18 protein-coding genes and 1 pseudogene are annotated in these 21042 nt (G+C 65.3%); 12 read left to right on the top strand and 7 right to left on the bottom strand.

Going from position 1 to position 21042, the window contains the following annotated elements:
• The first annotated feature begins 39 nt into the window (after positions 1–39).
• The 7 genes and pseudogenes from ACFVJ3_RS45690 to ACFVJ3_RS45660 form a co-directional block, all read left to right on the top strand.
• The gene (locus tag ACFVJ3_RS45690) at positions 40–612 is read left to right on the top strand and encodes a UGSC family (seleno)protein (RefSeq protein WP_378458362.1); all 573 of its coding nucleotides are present in this window, start codon (positions 40–42) and stop codon (positions 610–612) included.
• A gap of 251 nt (positions 613–863) precedes the next feature.
• Positions 864–2030, top strand: coding sequence for a CaiB/BaiF CoA transferase family protein (locus ACFVJ3_RS45685; protein ID WP_378458361.1), 1167 nt, complete (start codon positions 864–866; stop codon positions 2028–2030).
• A gap of 14 nt (positions 2031–2044) precedes the next feature.
• Complete coding sequence (locus ACFVJ3_RS45680) at positions 2045–3256, top strand: acyl-CoA dehydrogenase family protein (protein WP_378458360.1); 1212 nt, start codon at positions 2045–2047, stop codon at positions 3254–3256.
• Positions 3257–3268: 12 nt separating this feature from the next.
• Complete coding sequence (gene trxB / locus ACFVJ3_RS45675; protein ID WP_378458359.1) at positions 3269–4201, top strand: thioredoxin-disulfide reductase; 933 nt, start codon at positions 3269–3271, stop codon at positions 4199–4201.
• Positions 4202–4213: 12 nt separating this feature from the next.
• Positions 4214–5827 (top strand): thiamine pyrophosphate-binding protein, encoded by a 1614-nt coding sequence (locus ACFVJ3_RS45670; protein WP_378458358.1) that lies wholly within the window; start codon positions 4214–4216, stop codon positions 5825–5827.
• Between the two features lie 50 nt (positions 5828–5877).
• Entirely contained in the window at positions 5878–6207 is a 330-nt protein-coding gene (trxA, locus tag ACFVJ3_RS45665; protein WP_378458357.1) for a thioredoxin, read from the top strand.
• 220 nt (positions 6208–6427) lie between these two features.
• A pseudogene (locus ACFVJ3_RS45660) lies at positions 6428–6857 on the top strand (citrate/2-methylcitrate synthase); the annotation flags it as partial.
• A gap of 66 nt (positions 6858–6923) precedes the next feature.
• Here the strand turns inward: ACFVJ3_RS45660 and ACFVJ3_RS45655 are convergent.
• From ACFVJ3_RS45655 to ACFVJ3_RS45640, 4 genes are all read right to left on the bottom strand, one after another.
• A complete protein-coding gene (locus ACFVJ3_RS45655) occupies positions 6924–7766 on the bottom strand; it encodes an enoyl-CoA hydratase-related protein (protein ID WP_378458356.1) in 843 nt (280 codons plus the stop codon).
• A 46-nt stretch (positions 7767–7812) separates the two neighbouring features.
• A complete protein-coding gene (locus ACFVJ3_RS45650) occupies positions 7813–9330 on the bottom strand; it encodes a class I adenylate-forming enzyme family protein (protein WP_378458355.1) in 1518 nt (505 codons plus the stop codon).
• 80 nt (positions 9331–9410) lie between these two features.
• A complete protein-coding gene (locus ACFVJ3_RS45645; RefSeq protein WP_378458354.1) occupies positions 9411–10892 on the bottom strand; it encodes an MFS transporter in 1482 nt (493 codons plus the stop codon).
• A gap of 3 nt (positions 10893–10895) precedes the next feature.
• Positions 10896–11858 (bottom strand): PDR/VanB family oxidoreductase, encoded by a 963-nt coding sequence (locus ACFVJ3_RS45640; RefSeq protein WP_378458353.1) that lies wholly within the window; start codon positions 11856–11858, stop codon positions 10896–10898.
• A gap of 149 nt (positions 11859–12007) precedes the next feature.
• On the opposite strand from ACFVJ3_RS45640, the gene ACFVJ3_RS45635 reads away from it, so the two are divergent.
• From ACFVJ3_RS45635 to ACFVJ3_RS45625, 3 genes are read left to right on the top strand one after another with little or no spacing between them, the layout of a single operon-like run.
• A complete protein-coding gene (locus ACFVJ3_RS45635; RefSeq protein WP_378458352.1) occupies positions 12008–12787 on the top strand; it encodes an SDR family NAD(P)-dependent oxidoreductase in 780 nt (259 codons plus the stop codon).
• Between the two features lie 21 nt (positions 12788–12808).
• Complete coding sequence (locus tag ACFVJ3_RS45630; RefSeq protein WP_378458351.1) at positions 12809–13714, top strand: alpha/beta fold hydrolase; 906 nt, start codon at positions 12809–12811, stop codon at positions 13712–13714.
• A gap of 35 nt (positions 13715–13749) precedes the next feature.
• Positions 13750–14406, top strand: coding sequence for a TetR family transcriptional regulator (locus ACFVJ3_RS45625; protein WP_378458350.1), 657 nt, complete (start codon positions 13750–13752; stop codon positions 14404–14406).
• Positions 14407–14483: 77 nt separating this feature from the next.
• Here ACFVJ3_RS45625 and ACFVJ3_RS45620 read toward each other — a convergent pair whose 3' ends face one another.
• From ACFVJ3_RS45620 to ACFVJ3_RS45610, 3 genes are all read right to left on the bottom strand, one after another.
• Positions 14484–15977 (bottom strand): aldehyde dehydrogenase, encoded by a 1494-nt coding sequence (locus ACFVJ3_RS45620; protein WP_378458349.1) that lies wholly within the window; start codon positions 15975–15977, stop codon positions 14484–14486.
• Positions 15978–15995: 18 nt separating this feature from the next.
• Positions 15996–16820, bottom strand: a complete 825-nt coding sequence (locus ACFVJ3_RS45615) for a mycofactocin-coupled SDR family oxidoreductase (protein WP_378458348.1) — start codon at positions 16818–16820, stop codon at positions 15996–15998.
• A 223-nt stretch (positions 16821–17043) separates the two neighbouring features.
• Positions 17044–18033: a GNAT family N-acetyltransferase gene (locus tag ACFVJ3_RS45610; RefSeq protein WP_378458347.1), complete on the bottom strand. Its 990-nt coding sequence runs from the start codon at positions 18031–18033 to the stop codon at positions 17044–17046.
• A 200-nt stretch (positions 18034–18233) separates the two neighbouring features.
• Between ACFVJ3_RS45610 and ACFVJ3_RS45605 the strand changes: the two genes are divergently transcribed.
• Positions 18234–19403, top strand: coding sequence for an SRPBCC family protein (locus tag ACFVJ3_RS45605; RefSeq protein ID WP_378458346.1), 1170 nt, complete (start codon positions 18234–18236; stop codon positions 19401–19403).
• 52 nt (positions 19404–19455) lie between these two features.
• The gene (locus ACFVJ3_RS45600) at positions 19456–20607 is read left to right on the top strand and encodes an acyl-CoA dehydrogenase family protein (protein WP_378458345.1); all 1152 of its coding nucleotides are present in this window, start codon (positions 19456–19458) and stop codon (positions 20605–20607) included.
• Positions 20608–21042 lie beyond the last annotated feature (435 nt).

The following is a 21042-nucleotide window of genomic DNA, read 5'->3' as shown; positions in this document are numbered from 1 at the left end:
GCCCACCACACAAGATCTGAAAACAGCGAGGAAAGAACGATGACCGATGGCATTTACGACCCCCGAGGTGTTGTCGAGGTGGAGGCCTCTCCCCTGGCAACCCGGCCGAACAGCGCAGATGGCCTTCGTTTGGCAGTGCTGAGCAACACGAAGTGGAATGCTGCCAAACTGCTGCGGGCCACCGTCCGGGCACTCGAGCAATTGGGCGTGAAGTTCGCCTCCGTCGAGTACTACGACAAGGAGCACTTCTCCTCAGATGCAAGTGCTGAAGTAATCAACCGGATTGCCGCTGAAAACGACATCGCGCTGACCGCAATCGGCGACTGCGGCTCCTGCTGCTCCGCGTGTGTTACCGACGGCGTTCGTCTCGAACAGGCCGGACTGCCCACGGCGGTCATCGTGACCACCGAGTTCGAGCACGAAGCCCGCCTGCAGCGAGACGCGCGTGGAATGGCGGACCTCGAGCCCGTCGTGATCACCCACCCGATCAGCAGCCTGACTCTCGAGCAGCTCGAAGGCCGCGCCGCCGAAGTCGCACCTCAGGCCCTCGACATCTGGTTGACCGGAACGCCGGCCAAGGCCACGCAGACCGCGACGACTTCCTCCGTCTAGCAAATCCGGCGGTGGGGGGCCCAGCAGCCAGGCACCCCACCGCATCTCCAAACACCACCGCACCCTGCCCCGGGACCAGCGACCTCGGTCTGTCAGACCGTCGGCAAGGGGCGTGGCGCTGCCTTCGACAACGCACCACGGTCGGCAAGCAGAAACCTGCTCGACAAGAGAGGGCGGCAAATGGTGTCACCGATGACCACTCGAAGTCACCACCGACAGCGAGCGCGTGCGGACCGATCCAAGGAGACCACATGACCAACCCCCCGCTCTCTCGCCTGCTGGTAGCGGACTTCTCACGAGTCCTCGCGGGCCCGTTCTGCACGATGACACTCGGCGACCTGGGCGCCGAGATCGTCAAGGTGGAACGCCCCGAAGGGGACGACACCCGCGCCTGGGGGCCCCCGTTCGTCGACGAACAGAGCACCTACTACCTCGGCGTCAACCGGAACAAACGCAGCATCGTGCTCGATCTCCGCGACCCGGACGACCTCCAGGTCGCCAGGACCCTCGCCGAGCATGCAGATGTGCTCGTGGAGAACTTCCGACCCGGTACCATGGCGCGGTTCGGATTGGACGAAACCACCATCCGCCAGGCCAACCCCGAATTGGTGTACTGCAGCATCTCAGCGTTCGGCCCCGGGGCCGGCCGCGAACTCGCCGGTTACGACCTCCTCGTCCAGGCGCTCGGCGGTCTGATGAGCATCACAGGACCCGATCAGAACTCACCGACGAAGGTCGGCGTCGCTCTCGTCGACGTGCTGGCCGGGCTCTTTGCCACGGTCGGAATATTGTCCGCACTCCACGAACGCGAAAGGTCCGGAATGGGCCAGCGCGTGGAGGTAAACCTCATGTCGGCGCTACTGAGCGCGCTGGCGAATCAGTCCTCGGGATACGTTCTGGCGGAGAAGATTCCCCATGCCATCGGCAACGGACATCCCAGCATCGCCCCTTACGACACCTATGCCACCGGCGACGGCGCCCTGGTCCTTGCCGTGGGCACCGATCGACAGTTCAGCCAGCTCTGCTCCACCCTAGGTGCCTCTCAATTGGCTCAGGACGACCGGTTCATCACCAACGAACTGCGAGTGCGGAATCGACAGGCACTACGCGACAGCCTCGAACGGGCGTTGGCGGCGCACCCAGCGCACCATTGGACGAAAGCACTGACAGCACAAGGGGTGCCCGCCGGCGCGGTCAACAACATCGCGGATGCATTCCAGCTCGCCACCGAACTCGGCCTCGAACCCGTCACAAACACCGCCGACGGCGACACTCGACTCGGACGCCAGGTCGCCAACCCCATCAGTCTGTCGGCCACACCGGTCACGTACCGAACCCGGGCACCGCAGCTCGGCGAACACAGCACAGACATCCGAGACTGGCTCGACGAACTCGAAACCCGACGCGAAACCGCATGACGAAGGAGCAGTTCATGACCACCACCGCAGCACCCACCTCAGACCTGAAGCAGAACACTCCCCCGTCGTTGAACGCCTACGACTTCCTGAACATCGACTCTTCGCTGTCCGAGGAGGAGCGGCTCATCCGCGATACGGTCCGCGGGTTCGTCCGCCGCGACCTGCTCGGCCGGCTCCCGGACGCGTATGACAATGCGTACCTTCCCGAGGATTTCCCCAGGGCCGCAGGCGGGTTGGGATTGTTGGGCATGCACCTGCAGGGCTACGACTGCCCCGGAACCAGTGCGGTGGCCTACGGGCTCGCATGCCTGGAACTCGAGGCCGGAGACAGCGGACTGCGGAGCTTCGTCTCGGTCCAGGGATCATTGGCGATGTTCGCGATCTGGCGTTATGGCAGTGAGGAACAGAAGCAGACATGGCTACCGGCGATGGCGGAAGGGAAAGCGATCGGATGCTTCGGGCTCACCGAACCCGATGCCGGTAGCGACCCCTCCGGGATGCGCACCACCGCGCGCTTCGAAGACGGGCAATGGGTGCTCAACGGCAGCAAGATGTGGATCACCAACGGCAGCATCGCGCATGTGGCCGTCGTGTGGGCGAAGACCCCGGACGGTGTCCGCGGCTTCGTGGTCCCCCGCCACACCCCCGGCTTCTCCGCCCGCGGCATCAAGCACAAGATGTCACTTCGCGCATCAACCACCTCCGAGTTGGTCTTCAAGGACTGCCGGCTCCCCAGCTCCGCCGCACTCCCCGAGGCGACGAGCCTGCGCGCTCCCCTCTCATGCTTGACCGAGGCCCGGTTCGGGATCGTTTGGGGAGCTGTCGGGGCGGCGCGGGCCTGTTACGAGGCGGCGCTCGACTACTCGACCACGCGGACCCAGTTCGGGCGGCCCATAGCCGGTTTCCAGCTCACGCAGCGCAAGCTCGTCGAAATGCTCACCCAGGTCAACACCTCACTCATGCTGGCTCTCCACCTCGGTCGACTCAAGGACGCCGGGCAGCTCCACCCGCAGCAGGTCAGTTTCGGCAAACTGCACAACGTGCAGAGCGCCCTGGATGTGGCACGCAGTGCGCGCACCATCCTGGCCGCCAACGGCATCACCCTCGAGTATCCGGTGATGCGGCACATGGCCAATCTCGAATCCGTTCTGACCTACGAGGGCACCGGCGAGATCCACACGCTCATCGTCGGCCAAGCCATCACCGGCGTTGCCGCCTTTCACTGACTCGGAGCAACCATGAACTCCCCACGCAACGTCATCATCATCGGCGGCGGCCCGGCCGGGTACACCGCCGCCATCTACACCGCCCGCGCAAACCTGAACCCGTTGGTGTTCGAGGGCACCCAGTACGGCGGGGCACTCATGCAGACGACCGACGTCGAGAACTTTCCTGGCTTCGTCGAAGGAATCCAGGGCCCCGAACTCATGGACACGCTCCGCAAGCAAGCCGAGCGTTACGGATCGGACCTCCTCGCCAAGGACGTCACATCCGTCGATCTGACGAACACGGTCAAGCGCGTCACCGTCGACGGTGAACACTACGACGCGAAAACGGTCATCCTGGCGATGGGGTCGGCGTACCGCACCCTCGGGATGCCCAACGAGAAACGTCTGTCCGGGCACGGAGTGTCCTGGTGCGCCACCTGTGACGGCTTCTTCTTCCGCGACCAACACATCGCAGTAATCGGCGGCGGAGACTCCGCGCTGGAAGAAGCGATGTTCCTCACCCGGTTCGCGGCCAGCGTGACCGTGGTGCACCGCCGGGACACGCTGAAGGCCTCGAAGATCATGCAGGAACGCGCTTTCGCGAACTCCAAGATCCGGTTCCTGTGGAACAGCGTCGCCGAGGATGTGATCGGTGACGAGCAGGTTGTCGGACTCGTGGTGCGCGACACGGCCACCGATCACCTCACGACGTTGCGAGTGACCGGGGTGTTCATCGCGATCGGGCACGATCCGCGCAACGACCTCGTGCACGGACAAGTAGAACTCGACGATGCCGGATACGTCCTCACCGAAGGACGAACCTCTCGGACGCCCGTGTCCGGCGTGTTCGCGTGCGGCGACCTCGTCGATCACACCTACAGACAGGCGATCACCGCGGCCGGCAGTGGCTGCAGCGCAGCACTCGACGTCGAACGGTATCTGGCAGCAGACGGATCTCACTAGGGAGCATTTCGTATGAAGATCTTCGAGGCATGTGCCGATTCCCTTCTCGGCCATGGTGTCGATGTGATGTTCGGGCTCATGGGTGACGCGAACATGCTGTATGTCGCGAACTACCGTGAGTGTGGAGGGCAGTTTGTCCCCGTCGTGCATGAGAGTAGTGCGGTGGCGATGGCGGACAGCTGGTCTCGCAGCACCGGGCGGGTTGGCGTCGCCACGGTCACGCATGGCCCCGGCTTGTCCAACACCATGACGTCGCTGGTGGAAGCAGTGCGCAGCCGCAGCCAAGTCCTGCTCCTGACCGGGGATACACCGGCGGAACCGACCCACTTTCAACGGATGGACATCAGTTCCTTCGCACAGGCCGCGGGAGCGGGATACGACAAGGTGCATCGGCGCGAAACCCTTGGGCGTGACCTCAATCGAGCGTTCCAACGTGTGGTCGCCGAACGCAGACCGGTCGTTCTGAACATTCCGGTCGACTTGATGCTCGAGGATGCGGGAGCGCAATCACCGGTCTCCGTCGCGGTGCACTCATCGCCAACGGTTCCGTCAATCGACGACCTCGATGCGGCGCTCGGTCTTATCGCGAGCGCCAAACGCCCGATCGTCCTCGCCGGCCGCGGGGCCGTGTTGTCGCGTGCCGACGATGCCCTGCTCGCTCTCGCCGACGCGTTAGCTGCCCCAGTTGCCACGTCTGTGCTGGCCAAAGACATGTTCCGCGGGCACCCCAGCAACCTCGGAATCTGCGGCAGCCTCTCTCACACCGTGGCCGCCACAGCCATCGCCGAATCAGATCTGATCATCGCCTTCGGCGCGAGTTTGAACGTCTACACCACCTTCCATGGCGAACTTCTGGCCGACAAACATGTGGTCCAGGTCGACATCGATCCCGCACGCTTCGGCTGGTACCTACCCGCCACCGAGTACATCGCGGGTGACGCCGCCCTGGTCGCCGACTCGATTCGGGAAGCTCTCGACGCGATAGATCACACACCCTCACACCCCGGATGGCTGCAGTCGGTGCAGCGGACCTTGGTCGACTTTTGCCCCGAGTCCGAGTACCCGGACCAAACAGCTGTCGACACGGTCGATGTGCGAACCGCCTGCCTCAAACTCAACGACGTGCTGCCGTCGAACCGAACGATGGTCAGTGATATCGGCCGCTTCACAAACGCTGTCTGGCCGCGCATCGAGGTGCCCGACGCGCGGCGTTTCACCACCATGGGAGGCTTCGGCGCAATCGGGCTCGGTCTCGCCGGCGCGATCGGCGCTTCGTTTGCACGTCCCGACGAGTTGACCATCGCGGTCGTCGGCGACGGCGGATTCATGATGCACCTGGCCGAACTCACCACCGCCGTTCGCCACCAGTTGCCCCTCCTCGTCCTCGTCTTCAACGACAGCGCATACGGTGCCGAGCACACCAAACTTCAACGCTACGGCGCCGATCCGAACCATTCCCTCACTACGTGGCCAGAATTCGGGCCCATCGCCGAAGCACTCGGCGCTGGAGCGATGTCCATTCGGAAGCTCGAAGAGTTCGACGAACTCCAGCACATCACCCACGATCTCCGAGGACCCTATCTGGTCGACATCAAGCTCGACCCCGAGGTCAACATCCTCGCGTGACCACCCGCAGTCGAATGATCCGTACAGTCTCTCAACCCAAGGAGCTACCCATGTCCGACGCCCGAACGGTCACCGTGACCGACGACTCCTTTACCAAGGTTGTCCTGAACAGCACGAAGCCCGTACTCGTCGATTTCTGGGCCCAGTGGTGCGGTCCGTGCACGAAGATCGCCCCGGTACTCGACGAGATCGCATCCGAGCACACCGACATCACCATCGCCAAGCTCGATGTCGACGCAAACCCCAACTCGACCAAGAACTTCCGCATCATGTCGATTCCGACCATGGTCCTCTTCCACGAAGGCAAGGTCGTCAAACAGATAGTGGGCACCAAAGATAAGGCCGCGCTCCTCGAAGCCCTCGCCGACGTCCTCTCGTAGCACCATCACGCACCATTCACCGGCCCACATGGTCGAGCCAAGTGGCGTCGGCGGTGCCTCCTTGGATGCATCACCGACGCCGCACGAGGATGCGCGCCATACCGATGGACCACACCGAACGCGCCCAGGGCAACGGGACGATCTGCATGAATGAACTGAGGAACCTGTGATCTCACCAGTGAGAGAAGATCTAGTGGGCAGCACATTCGCGGAGTCCCCCGACACCGCCCGCGAACAACTCGCCCGCGCCTCCGTCCTGGCCCTGTCCTACGTCGCCCAGCCCGCCCGCGGCATCTACCAGCCCGCCGTCCCGCAGAAGCGGATCGACGAAGCGAAAACCGTCACCGAACGGTTCAACCGGCGTCGACGTCGCCGCCGCACTCGAGCAGGCCGCCCTCGCCGAACTGCGCGAACGCCGCCCCGACCGGGCCATCGAAAACCAACGTCGAATTCTGGGCGGCAGTCATCCTCGACTTCGCCGAGGTCCCCGCGCACATGATGCCCGCGATGTTCACCTGCGGCCGCACCGCCGGCTGGTGCGCCCACATCCTCGAGCAGAAGCGTCTCGGCAAGCTCGTCCGCCCGGCCGCCATCTACACCGGACCCCCGAATCCGTCGACGGCTGGGACCAGATCGCCCACACCAGCTGACCACCGTCGTTATCGCTACAAGGTCTCGCGAGATCGCAGCAGGTGCGTCGGTAGCGGACAGGGCACTCAGTCGAAAAGGGTGGGTACACCATCGGACATCAATTGCGGGAAGTCCGGTTGCCGCTTCTCGAGAAACGCCGCGACGCCCTCGCGGACATCGGCGGACGTCCCGCGCGCATGGATGGCGATCGATTCGGCACGGTGAGCTACCTCGGGGCTGTCGGCTCCGAGCATTCGCCACATGAGCTGCCGGGTCAGCGCGACGGAGACCGGCGAGGTGCCCGCCGACAATTCGCGCGCCACCTCGATCGCTCTCCGCAGCACGCATTCGGCGGGGACGATCTCACGGACGAGGCCGCGTGCGAGCGCCTCCGCCGCGGACACCATCTTGCCGCCGACGGTCCACTCGACTGCGGTCGAGATCCCGACGATCCGGGGCAGGAACCAGGTGGAACAGGCCTCGGGCACGAGCCCACGACGGGTGAACACGAAACCGAACTTCGCAGTGTCCGAGGCGATCCGGACGTCGGCCGGAAGCGTCATCGTCACCCCGACCCCCGCTGCGGGACCGTTGATTGCCGCGATCACCGGCTTCGTCGACCGGTAGATCCTCAGCGACACCTCGCCTCCCGAATCCGGCGGGGCCCCACCGGTCACCGGGTCGTCGTCCAGTACGAATGTGTCCCCGCCCGCGGCGAGATCGGCCCCGGCGCAGAAGGCCCGGCCGGTTCCCGTGACGACGATCGCGCGTACGGTGTCGTCCGCATCGCACTCGTCGAATACCTCGATGATCCGATCCCGCACTTCGAGGGTGAAGGCGTTGAGTCGTTCCGGGCGATTCAACCGCACGATGGCGATCTCCTCGTCCCGTTCCAGCTCGACTACGTTCTCGACACCGACACGAGTCATCTACAGCTCTTTCTCTTCGTTGGACCGTCGCTCCGGAGTGGCACCGTCAGCGCACCTTCGAGAACCGCTCGGACACGTCCTTGTACTCCGACCGGATCGCCGTCTTCGACAGCTTTCCGCTAGGGAGGCGCGGCAGTGGTTCGTTCCGGATCACGACGTATCGGGGCACCTTGTAGTCGGCGACGAGTCGGTCGCAGTGCTCGACGATGGCGGCTTCGTCGACGTCACCGGTCACCGTCACGATCGCGGCGGGTGTCTCGCCGAACCGCGGGTCCTTCGCGGCGATCACCGCGACTTCCTCGACTCCGTCGATCTCACCGATCACGCGCTCCAGTTCCACGGGTGAGATGTTGATTCCTCCCGTGATGATGAGGTCCTTGAGCCGGTCGACGAACTGCAGGCGCCCCTCGCTGTCACGGGTTCCCAGGTCGCCGCTGTGCAGCCAGCCGTCCCGCAACGCGGCCGCGGTGGACTCCTCGTCGTTCCAGTAGCCGGGCGTGACGCCCGGGCCGCTGAGGAGAATTTCGCCTTCCTCGCCGGGGTCGGCCTCGGTTCCGTCCGGGCGGACAACTTTCATCTCGGTGAAGATGGAGCCGTTTCCGCACGTCCCGGGGTGGTCGAAGGCCTCACTCACGAGAGTGGCGGTCGCGACTCCCCCGGCCTCCGTCATTCCATAGATCTGACGGAGCGCGACCCCCTTGTCTGCCCACCTCTGCAGCAGTGCGGGCGCGACGGCGGCGCCACCGACGATCGCCGTGCGCAACGATCCGAGGTCGGCGTCGTCGAATTCGGGTGCACGGGAGATGGCGTCGAAGATCAGGGGGACACCGAAGAGGGCCTGGACCCGGTGCTCGCTCAGCAATGCCGCGGCACGTCCGGGTTTCAGTTCGCGTTCGATGATGATGGTCCCGCCGAGCACGGTGGTCATGAGGAGACCCCACACGAGGCCGGGTGTGAAAACAAGCGGTAGTACCAGCAGTGTGGTCGCCCCGGGTCGCAGCCCGTCCTCTGTCAGTGACGCCTCGAAGACGATGTTCAGCAAAGTGCGATTGGTGCAGATCACGCCCTTGGAGAGCCCCGTCGAACCGCTGGTGAACAACAGCGCTGTCGGTTCGTCGGGCCCGACGTCGATCCGGAAGTCGTCGACGCCGCCCCGGCGCAGGGCGGAGAATTCGTCGAAGGGCAGCGCATCGAACGCCGGGCCCAGGACGCGTGTCGCGGCGACCGAGTCGCCGAACTCGGCGGGCGCAATCACCAGCCGGGCGCCCGCGTCGTCGATCACCTTGCGGAGTTCTGCCGGCTTGAGCCGGGGATTCAGCGGTACGAGGACTGCACCCGCTTTGAGAACACCGAGGGCGATGGCCGGCCACTCGATCGAGTTCGGGCCGAGGACACCGACTCGATCCCCCGGCTCGATCCCGGCCTCGACGACCCGGCGAGCGATTCGGCTCGACCAGTCCTGCAATTCCCGGTACGTGAGCGCGTCGTCGTCGACGATGATCGCCCGCTGGTCGCCCTTCGTTGCCGCCCACCAGTGCAATGCCGACCCGATTGTCGCAGCCATCTCCACTCAACCTTCCGCCGTCGCCGCCTGGCGACATCGATGTCACGGCACGCCTCGCGCCACCGCTCCAAACCTATGCTCTATAGATTAACTGATACTGTCCCGAATCGGATACCCCGATCGGCAGAACTTCTCCAAAAGTGTTCCGCACAAGCGATTACCAGTCCGGCGGCTCCCGCCGCCGCTCCGCCGACCCAGAACGCGATCACGAAAGCCCGCTCGGACGCCAGATCCGTGCCGGCGACGGTCACGGACGCGAGCAGCGTCGCCACCAGGGCGCTGGCGAGCGAACTGCCGAAGGTCCGCGCAATCGCGTTGATGCCGTTGGTGACCCCGGTGAATTCGGAAGGCACGGCGTCGACGAGCAGCGCAGGCAGCACCGCACAGGACGCACTCACGAAGACGTTTATCACGACGAGCGCCACGATCACCTGCCACAGTCGGGTGTGGGCCAGTGCCAGCATCACGAATCCGGCCACCCCGATCCCGCAGGCCGCGATGAGCACGCGGTCGGCGCGGTAGCGGTGAACGAATCGGCCGCTCGCCGATGCCGCGACCACACCCGCCACCGAACCGGGGAGCAGCACGACGAGGCTGGTACGCAGCACCGACGCGTCGAAGCCGTATCCAACGGCGGCCCGCGAGGCCTGGACGAACTGCGCCGAGCCCAGAAACTGGATGTACATGGCCATTCCGACGAGAAATGCCGCAAGGTGAGTGCCCGCGACGCGCCGACCGGACAGCAGCGGCGGCGGGACGAGGGGTGCCCTGGTCCGTCGCTCGTGTAGGTACCAGCCCGCCGAGACGACCACCCCCACTGCCGCGACACCGATCGTCTGCGGCGAGGCCCACCCCCACCGGCCGCCTTCGGCGAGGGCGATAAGAAGCGCGGAGAGCCCCACAGCCATCAGTCCGACGCCGGCCACGTCGACGCCGTCCCGGGACTGCGCCGCCCCGCCGCGAGGAACAGTCACCCAGGCAACGACCAGGGCGGCGAGGTTCAGTGCGACGAGCAGCGCGAACACCCGCCGGAAGTCCGCACCCTCGGTGTGCATCACGCCGGCGGCGACCATGCCGACTCCCCCGCCCACCGCCAGGATCCCCGACATCAACCCGATGGCGTTCAGGAGCCGGCGCGGGTCGAGGCGACCTCGCAGCACGGCGACGCCGATCGGAAACAGCGCGAACGACACCCCTTGGAGGATTCGGCCGAGGACGAGGAACGGAAGGTGGTCGGTGACGGTGCACAGCACCGAGCCGAGGAGTACCAGGACGAGCGTCCCCAGCAGAACCGGGCGCGGACCGCGCCGATCGGCGAGCCGGCCCAGGACCGGCGTGCACACCGCCGCGGCGAGCAGGTTCGCCGTGACCACCCAGCCCACGGCGGCCGAATCGACGCCGAGTTGCGACGCTATGGCGGGGAGCAGCGGCACGACCGCCGTCTGTATCACCGCCGTGGTCATGACGACGAAGCACAGCGCCGGCACCAGCACCCGATTGCGCTTCACGGGGCGTCGAGCCGGGTGCGTGACGGTGGCCGCCTCGGCGCCCTTCGTCGCCATCTGTCACAGATCCAGGATCAGCTTGGGTGTGCAACTGCGGGACACGCAGATCATCATGGCGTCGTTCTCCGCCTGCTCGTCTTCGCTGAGAACGGAGTCTCGGTGATCGGGGGTGCCGCCGAGCACCGCGACCTCGCACGTTCCGCAGGTACCCTCCCGGCAGGAGAAGTCGGCGTCGACGCCTTCCCGGAGGACGGCGTCGAGAACCGTCTCGTCCGCGGCGACCTGCACCGTTCGCCCCGATCGGCCGAGTTCGACTTCGAATGCGCCGTTGTCGCCAATTGCCGGAAGCTCCTTCGGCGCGAAACGCTCGACGTGAAGTGTGACGTGTGGACGTTCCCGGCACGCCGATTCGATGGCCTGCAACAACGGTTCCGGCCCACAGCAGTACACGACGGTTCCGGGCTCGACCTCGTCGAGGGCCGTGGCGAGATCGAGGTGGCCGTGCTCGTCCTGCGGCCGGATGAGCACCCGATCCGGGTGTCCCGCCGCGAGTTCTTCGGCGAACGCCATGCTCGCGCGGGTCCGTCCGCCGTAGAGCAGGCGCCACGGCGTTCCCTTCGCGTCCACTTCCCGCGCCATGGGGAGCAGGGGCGTGATGCCGATCCCGCCCGCCACGAACAGGTACGAGTCGGCGTCGACGAGCGCGAAGTGGTTTCGGGGGCCACCCACGGCGACGAGATCACCGGATTCGAGCTTGTCGTGGACGCGGATCGAGCCACCTCGACCGTCGGCCTCACGGAGCACGGCCACGGTCAGTGACGTCGTGTCACCGGGATCCCCGCACAGCGAGTACTGGCGGGTGGTCGTGTCGTCGAGGATCAGATCGATGTGCGAACCCGGCGTCCAGGCCGGGGCCGCGGCACCCTCGTGGTCGACCAGCGTGAGTTGCACGACGCCGTCGGCAAGCGTGTCCTTACCGGCAACCTGCATCTGGCGCCGTTCCTGGTTCGCATTGCTGGTCATTCACACTTCTCGTTCCACTCGGCTCCGCTTGCCCTTAAATCTTATGCAATTAGGATAATGCCGCGCAAGACGCCGACCGGAGATGTTGCCCCACGGCGACACCTGCGATAAACCTATACCTATTAGAATTCTGATGGGAGACCTCACTCATGAACCTGCCGGCAACCGAATCGGTGCTCGACCTGTTCAGCCTGACCGACTCCGTGGCCGTCGTCACCGGCGCGGGCAGCGGCCTCGGCGCGGGTTTCGCGTGCGCTCTCGCGGAGGCGGGCGCGGATGTCGTCATCGCCGCACGACGGCGCGACCGACTCGACACGGTCGCCCGATCGGTGACCGAACGCGGTCGCGACTGCCTGGTGATCCCCACTGATGTGACCGACCCACAGCAATGCGACGCGCTCGCACAGGCCGCGATCGACAGGTTCGGCAAGCTCGACATTCTGGTGAACAACGCCGGCGTCACCCATGCCGCACCCGCCACCCGCGAGCGGCCCGAGGACTACCGGGCAGTGCTCGATGTGAACCTCTTCGGCGCCTACTGGGCCGCGCAGGCCTGCGCCCGCGTCATGGGGCCCGGTTCCAGCATCATCAACATCACCAGCATGCTCGGCCTGGTGAAGTCCGTGCTCCCGCAGGCCGCGTACTCGTCGAGCAAGGCCGGGCTCATCGGTTTGACCAGGGATCTGTCGAACCAGTGGTCGAGACGGAAGGGCATCCGGGTCAACGCGATCGCACCGGGATTCGTCGACACCGACATGATCGGCGAGATGTCGGCCGAGACACTCGCGGCCTTCCTCCACGACTGTTCACTCGGACGGACCGCCACCCAGCGCGAACTCGACGCGGCGGTGGTCTTCCTCGCCAGCCGCGCCTCGGGCTACATCACCGGTTCGACGCTGGCCGTCGACGGCGGAACCTCCGGCCACTGACCGATGAAAGGCGACAACATCATGCCGATCACCACGCTTCGCACCGAATTCCGAGGCGACGGAGTCCTGCTCACCGCAGACCGGTGGGAGCCGACCTCCGCCGGGAAGGGGATCGTCCTACTTCTCCACGGCGGTGGGCAGACCCGCCATTCGTGGCAGCGCACCGGAATTCGTCTCGCCGAAAACGGCTGGTGCGCACTCGCGATCAATGCCCGCGGTCACGGCGAGAGCGAGTGGGCCCAGGACGGCGACTACGGAAGCGATGCCCACGCGCGAGATCTCGCCGCCGTCGTCGCCGGTCTCGACGAGCCGCCGGTACTGGTCGGCGCGTCCATGGGCGGAATGGCGTCGTTGCTCGCGCAGGGCGACCACGGCATCGGTCGCGCGCTGGTCCTGGTGGACATCACTCCCCGCGCCGAACCCGGCGGACTCGCCAAGATCACAGCGTTCATGGAGAGCGGTCTCACCGGTTTCGACACGCTCGACGACGCTCTCGACGCCGTCGTCGCCTACAACCCGCACCGCCGTCGTCCGCCGCGCATCGAGGGACTCCGCAAGAACCTTCGCAACCGCGACGGACGCTGGTACTGGCACTGGGACCCACGGATGATCACCTATCGGGGGAACAGCCTCGACGAGGCCGCGGCCCGGGAGGCACGGGCGCGTGCCGCGGCACGCGCGGTGACCGTCCCGACCCTCCTGATCCGGGGCGCTCAGTCCGACGTCGTCAGCGCAGACGGCGCACGTGACCTGCTGGAACTGATCCCCAGGGCCCGTCACATCGATGTCGGAGGCGCCGGGCACATGGTCAGCGGCGACGACAACGACCTGCTCAGCGGTGGTCTGCTCGATTTCCTCGACAAGGAGGTCGCCTACACCCATAAGGTGACCACGACCCGCTACGATTCACCTCACCATGCCAAATAACCACTCGAGCGAACACCCCCACCGGAAAGCCTGATATGCCCCGACCATCGAAGCCCCTGATCAGCCGTGCAGCTGCGGTGCAGGCGTCCATCGAGATCATCGATTCCGAAGGACTCGAGGCATTCAGTCTGCCGCGACTGGCCAAGCACCTCGGAGTACAGGCGCCGTCGTTGTACCACCACTTCGCGGACAAGAGCGAAATCCTCTCCGCGGTGGCACGCCACATCGCCGGCGCCTCCGTTGTCCGTCCCCGCCGCAAGCCAGGTCCCGACTGGCCGGAGTTCTTCGTGGCGTTGAGCATGAATTTCCGTCAGGCAATTCTGCGGCATCGCAACGCGGCGCCGATCCTTCTGCAGTATCTGCCACGGGACATCCTGATCGGCACGTACGAGGACACGGCCCGATTCCTCCTGGACTCCGGAGTGCCGACGCATCTCCACGTCCAGATCCTGGACGGGATGGAGACGCTGTCGGTCGGCGCGGTCCTCACGGAGGCGATGCGCAAGCCGAGTACCCGCGCCACGATCTTCCCGAACGTAGATCCGGAGTCCCAACCCCTCCTCGCCGAAGCGCTCGCCGCCAACGAACTCTCGTCGAAGCGCTTGTTCGAGGAGATGATCCGCAGCTTCCTCCACGGGGTGATGCGGAACGACGCGGGCGCCGGACACGCACCCCATGAACGCTCGGCTTGAATCGTCACCGTCCATGAACGAAGGGCCCCTGGACGATACTTCCAGGGGCCCTTCGTCATCTCTGCATCACCGGCCTGCTACCCGGTCGACGGAAGGTGAACCGTCTTGGTCTCGAAGAACTCCTCGAGGCCCTCGATCCCGCCTTCGCGTCCGACGCCGGACTGCTTGTAGCCGCCGAACGGCAGCGTGAAGTCGATGATGGCGGCGTTCACGCTGATCGTTCCGGTCCGGATGCGCTGCGCCACCTCGAAACCGTGGTCGAGATCGGCGGTGTACACCGCACCGGACAGTCCGTAGATCGAGTCGTTGGCGATGGCGATCGCCTCTTCCTCGTCCTCGTACGTGATCACGGAGATGACAGGCCCGAAGATCTCCTCCTGTGCGACTCGCATGTCGTTCCGCACGCCGTCGATCAGAGTCGGTTCGACGAAGAAGCCGTGCTCGACGCCGGCGGGGCGACCACCGCCGAGCACGATCGTCGCGCCCTCCTCCTCGGCCGAGGCGATGTAGCTTTCGACGCGGTCACGTTGCCGCTCCATGGCGAGCGGACCGAGGAATGTCGTCGGCTCCCACGGATTTCCCATCGGGAGGAAGCTCAGCGCACCCTTGAACGCCTCGATCACCTCGTCGTGGCGCTTGCGGGACACGAGAACACGCGTCAGCGCGATACAGGCCTGACCGCTCTGCATGCAGCCACCGATGGGGAGAGACTGCATGACATGCCCCAGATCGGCGTCGTCGAGGATGATCGCCGCCGACTTGCCACCGAGTTCGAGGGACACCCGCGCGATCCGCTCACCGGCGAGTGACATGATGCGCCGTCCCGCGAGAGTGCTTCCGGTGAAGGTGATGTGATCGACGGCGGGATTCGTGACCAGGGTTTCGGACACGTCGCGATCGGCGCAGAGAACGCTGACGACACCCTCGGGGAGCACACCTTCCGCCGTCAGTTCCCCGAGGATGTCGGCGAATACGGACGGCGACAGCGGGGCCTCCGGTGCCGTCTTGAGGATCACCGAGCACCCGGCGGCGAGCGCCGGGGCAACCTTGAACGCAATTGTCCCGATCGGCCCGTTCCACGGAATGATGGCCGCGACGACACCGGTCGGCTCCTTGAGGATCCGCGAGATCCCGCCGTCGGCCCGGGTCCGGTCCTCACGGGTGGAGAAGTCTCGGGCCACCGCGGCGACAGCGCGGAACAACCCGGCGGTCATCTGCTGGGTCGGGCCGCTGACGGCCACGGGGATGCCGACCTCGATGACCCCGAGCGGGGTCAACTCCTCGACCCGGCGCTCGAGCCGGTTCGCGATCTCGTCGAGGACGTCGGCGCGCTCGGCCATCGTGCGCGACGCCCACACGCCGGAATCGAACGACGCGCGGGCTGCCTGCACGGCTCGTTCGACGTCTTCCGCAGTGGCGCTGCGGATTCGCGCTGCGCGTTTCTCGGTCCATGGGTCGACGAGATCGATCCACTCGTCTCCAGTCGACTCCACCCATCGGCCGCCCACGAATACCTGCTCGCGATCAGCGATCTCCGGCGGCGCTGCGGCCGCTGATCCTGTTGTCGTCATGGTCGGAAACTCCTTCGCTCAGCGATTGTTGTAACCGGCATCGACCGGCAGGGTCACGCCCGTGACGTACCGCGCCTCGTCGGAGGCGAGGAACACGATGGCGTTGCTGATGTCGACGGCCTCGATCAGCTCGACCGGCATCGGATTCTTGTACGATTCGTCATTCGCGACCTCGGGGTGCGAATTCACGAACTCGCCGTATTCGGCATTGGCCACCATCGGGGTGTTCACACCGGTGGGATGCACGGTGTTGACTCGAATGCTGTGCTTGGCAAGCTGCTTCGAGTACAGACGCATCAGACCGACGACGCCGTGCTTGGCCGCCGAGTAACCGGCCTGACCGGGGAAGGTGTTCAGCCCGATGCTGGTCAGGCCCGCGGCGGAGCTGGTGATGACGATCGACCCACCCCGACCTCGCTCGATCAGCCCGGGCACGGTCACCTCGAGGACGTGCCACACACCGGTGAGCATCACGTCGATAGCGTCGTGCCACGCCTGCGGCTGATCACCGGGTCCGATGACGGGCATGATGCCGGCGTTGGGCAGGACGACGTCGACGTGCCCGAACTGTTCGATCCCGGCGTCGTACGCACGCTGGACGTCCGCCCGGTTCCTGACGTCGCCCACCGACGTGACGATGGAGCCGCCGGCCTCCTTGACCAGACGTTCGGTCTCGGCGAGGTCGTCGGTGGTGGCCATCGGATAGAACACCGAGTCAATCTGCTCACAGATGTCCATCGCGATGACCGAGGCGCCCTCCTCCGCCAGTCGCACTGCATGCGAACGCCCTTGTCCGCGAGCCGCACCGGTGACGAATGCGACCTTTCCCTCGAGTCGTGCCATGACGTGTCCTCTCGTGCTGATGAGTTCGTGAGATGTCGGTGGAGTGTGCCGAAATGTCGCGCGGTAGGCGCGGGGCTTGGGCACTGGATGTGAGCCTTGGGTTCGAGGTCCGTCGGCGGGACGCCCTCGTCACGGACATCGTTTGTGAGCCGCGTCACAGGACACTAGCGCGGCATTCGGCGTTCGTCAACAGTGGAACAAATATCGTCATACGTCTCATGCCTCAGAGGTAGCCGGGAGGCTCGTGCCAGTCGCCGACCTGGTAACACGTGTGCGCCTCCTCCTGCTCGAACGACAGCAACCGGCAGAGGCGGACGGCTCCGTCGTCCTCGGGATCGATTCTCATCAAGGCGATCTGGGCACCCGCGTCGCGCAACACCTCGAGCGCTCGCACGAGCAGGCCGGCACCCACGCCACCGCCACGCGACTCCTTCTCCAGAACCAGTGCCCGGATCCACGCCGCCCGCAGGTCGAGGTGCGTGTGCAGCGCCGGATCCAACCAGACGAACCCGTGGGACCGGCCGGCGTCCCCGGACGCGACAATCACCGAACCGGTACCGTAGGAGCGGCTTTCCGAGAGCTTTTCCAGCTGAGCCGACGGCATACCCGAGCGACTCAGCACGGCGTCGAGGGCCTTCTCCGACTCGGGGTCGTCCAGCACGCGCAGCTCCTCCAGCCGGGACCCTTCCGGGACGGTCACCGGATCGAGCGGAACCGCGAAGGGACCGGTCAGGCTGCGGAACAAGGTCCACAGCCGGCTGACCGACGGGATCCCGAACCTGCGCGTCAGGCGTTCGGCCGCCGGATGCGTGCCGAACGCCCAGGTGCGCACCGCGCGCGCGCCGGTACCCATCCAGCCGTCGGTCCGGTCCACGTCGAGGCCCAGTTCCTCGACGAGCAAGGTCGCAATCCCCCGCGATCGATAGTCGGGGTGCACGACGAATTGGACCGTACCGAGACCGTCGTCGTCCACAGCGACGTGGAGGTATGCCACGATCACGAGCGGCACATCCTCGAGAGCACTCAAACCCCTACGCGCCTTCACGGCAAGATGCGATACCCGCAACCCGTTCCGCGAATGAGCCGTGACCTCACGCGGTTCGATCCGCGAGAATCCCGCCTCGTCGTCATAATCCGCGGCCGCGGCCACCAGAGCGAGAACTTCGTCGCGGTCGTCGTCGGCGAGTTCCTCGCACCATTGACAGGAAATCATCCGTATCACTCCTCATCGGACGGTGTCACCTAAACCTAATGTTCATTGATAAAACCCGCAACGGCCGGACCTGCGAGGGTTTACACATAAATCTATGTAGGTTAGATTTACGAGGTCGATCCACACCGCATTCGGAGACGGTGGCGGGTAGCGGCGACAACGCCGGCCCATCGACTCCGCACGACACTGGAGGAAACGCAATGACCGAGGTCGGAGCACCCCGCGAGGAACGCATTCGCCGGGCCCTGGATCACCTGCGCAACGACACGACGGACGAATTCGACCACATCACCTGGTTCCGGCCGGAAGAGTTCACCGATCCGGCCGTGGCCAAGCAGGAACGCGATCTCATCTTCGGACGTGTTCCCTCGATCGTTGCGCACGGCTCCGAGATCCCCCGCTCCGGCGACTTCTTCACCCTGCAGATGCCGCGGAACAACATCATCGTGGTCCGCCAGCGCGATGGCGGAGTCAAGACGTTCGTCAACCTGTGCCGGCACCGCGGGGCCCTCCTCGAGAAGGAGGAGAAGGGCCGCTGCCGCCTCTTCTCGTGCCCCTACCACCGGTGGTCGTACGACACGGACGGCACCCTGCGGACGATCACCCGCGACAACACCTTCGGGGAAACCGACACCACGAACATGGGCCTCGTGGAATTGCCGACCGAGGAGCGCCACGGTTTCATCTGGGTCGTGGACGAGGCGAACGCCGAGATCGACGTGGCGGGCTGGCTCGGCGAGGAGATGGATACGATCCTCGCCGGTTACGACCTCGGTTCCAAGATCGCGTTCCAGTCCGAGGGATTCGACGAGCCGGTGAACTGGAAGATCATGCAGGACGCCTTCCTCGACGGATACCACATCCAGTACGCTCACCCCAATACCGCAGCCAAGCACATCCACACCAACGTGATGGCATTCGAGGACTTCGGCAGGCACTGCCGTTTCATTGCCCCACGCAAGTCGATCGATCGGTGGATCGAGGAAGATCCCGGCGACCGGAGCCTGGCCAAGGACATCACGGAAACCCACTTCCTGCTCCCCAACAGCACCCTGCTGCGGCAGCCGGATCACTTCCAGCTCCTCACCTTCCGTCCGCACCCCACCGATCCGCAGCGCTGCCGCATGGAGATGCGCTTGATCGTGCCGCCGGTCGCGGACACCGAAATGACCGAGGAAAGGTGGACTCGCCTGTGGAACAAGAACTGGGAGATTCTCCTCGCAGTTCTCCACGCAGAGGACTTCCCGCTCCTGCGGGACTCCCAGCACGGCATGACGAGCGCCAACGCCGGACGGATGGTGCTGGGCCAGAACGAGGTCGCCAATCAGGTGTTCCGTCGCGAAACCCAGAAACTGCTGGCAACGAACTGACAACATATGACGAGCGGGGCGCCCGGCGGGCGCCCCGCCGCAGGAGGAAAGCATGCAGAGCGATCTCTTCGACCGGGACCACGAACTGTTCCGCGAATCTGTCCGGGGATTCGTCGACAAGCACGTGGTTCCCCACCTCGAGAAATGGGACGCGGATCGCCTGATCGATCGCGAGACCTGGCTGGCAGCGGGTCGCCAGGGCCTGCTCGGACTGCCCGTCCCCGAGGCGTACGGCGGCCCCGGCGAACTCGACTACCGCTTCCGCTTCGTGATCCAGCAGGAGATTGCCCGCGTCGGCGCGTCGGCCCTGCAGTCCGGGTTCTCCACGAACGACGACATCGTCCTGAACTACCTGCTCCGTCACGCAAACGAAGAGCAGCGCCGACGCTGGCTGCCGGGATTCGTCACCGGCGAGACCATCGGTGCGATCGCGATGAGTGAGCCTGCCGCGGGCAGCGACCTGCGCGCCATCCAGACCACTGCCGTCGCCGACGGCGACATCTGGGTGATCAACGGGTCCAAGACGTTCATCACCAGCGGAATCCTCGCCGACCTGGTGATCGTGTTCGCAAAAACCGATTCCGCGGCCGGCTCCCGCGGCTTCAGCCTCTTCGTTGTCGAGGACGGCACGCCGGGATTCGCCCGCGGTCGCAAGCTGGACAAGCTCGGTCTGCACGCCCAGGACACTGCCGAGTTGTTCTTCGAGGATGTCCGCATCCCGAAGGAGAATCTGCTCGGTGAGGTCGGCTCCGGCTTCGCATATCTGATGCAGAGCCTTCCCTTGGAACGACTGGGCATCGGTATCGCCGCACAGGTGTCCGCCGAGGCAGTACTCGGATGGACGCTCGACTACGTCAAGGAACGCACCGCGTTCGGCAAGCGGGTCGGGGAGTTCCAAGGTCTCGGCTTCACGCTCGCCGACCTGCAGACAGCCGTCGAGGTGTCCCGCGCGTACATCGACCGGTGCGTACGTGAACACAATGCGGGTACCCTCACCGCCGTGGACGCGGCGAAGGCGAAGCTCTGGGCCACGGAACTACAGGGCCGCGTGATCGATGCCGGAGTGCAGTTCCACGGTGGCTACGGCTACATGATGGAGTACCCCGTAGCCAAGGCATACATCGACGCCAGGATCCAGCGGATCTACGGCGGCACCAACGAGATCATGAAGGAAATCATCCATCGAGATCTGATGAAGGCCTGAACGATTTCAGACAAGGGAAGGGGTGCGGCCGGGGATTCCCGACCGCACCCCTTCTCGCTGTTCTCACCCACTCACTCCCGGTCAGAATCTACACTTCGTAGGTACGGTGGCCTATTCGATCCAACACCCCGATGCGTTCCGCCGGGGATGAACGGGTCTACGACCGACATCACGCTCCGTATCGCCCGGAACATCCTCGATCCGACGACGGCCGTCTCCCCCACCTGCCATGCGGTTGCGCCACTGCCTGAACCATCGATCCACGCGCAGTGACCACGCGCAGCGAGGTGGACCGAGACTTTCCTCGGCCCACCTCCCACGCGTACGCAGATCCGTAGTTCCTAGTGCCGTATCAGGCAACGTTTGCCTTGTTGACGATTTCTCGTAGTTTTTGGTCGGCGGCGTGGTTGTTTCGCCAGATGATGTAGCGGCGGA

Origin of the sequence: Rhodococcus sp. NPDC127593 (assembly GCF_042671975.1) — a bacterium.
GTDB lineage: Bacteria > Actinomycetota > Actinomycetes > Mycobacteriales > Mycobacteriaceae > Rhodococcus_F.
Note: the sequence above shows the minus strand (reverse complement) of the source record. Positions and strands in the feature narration are given on the sequence as shown.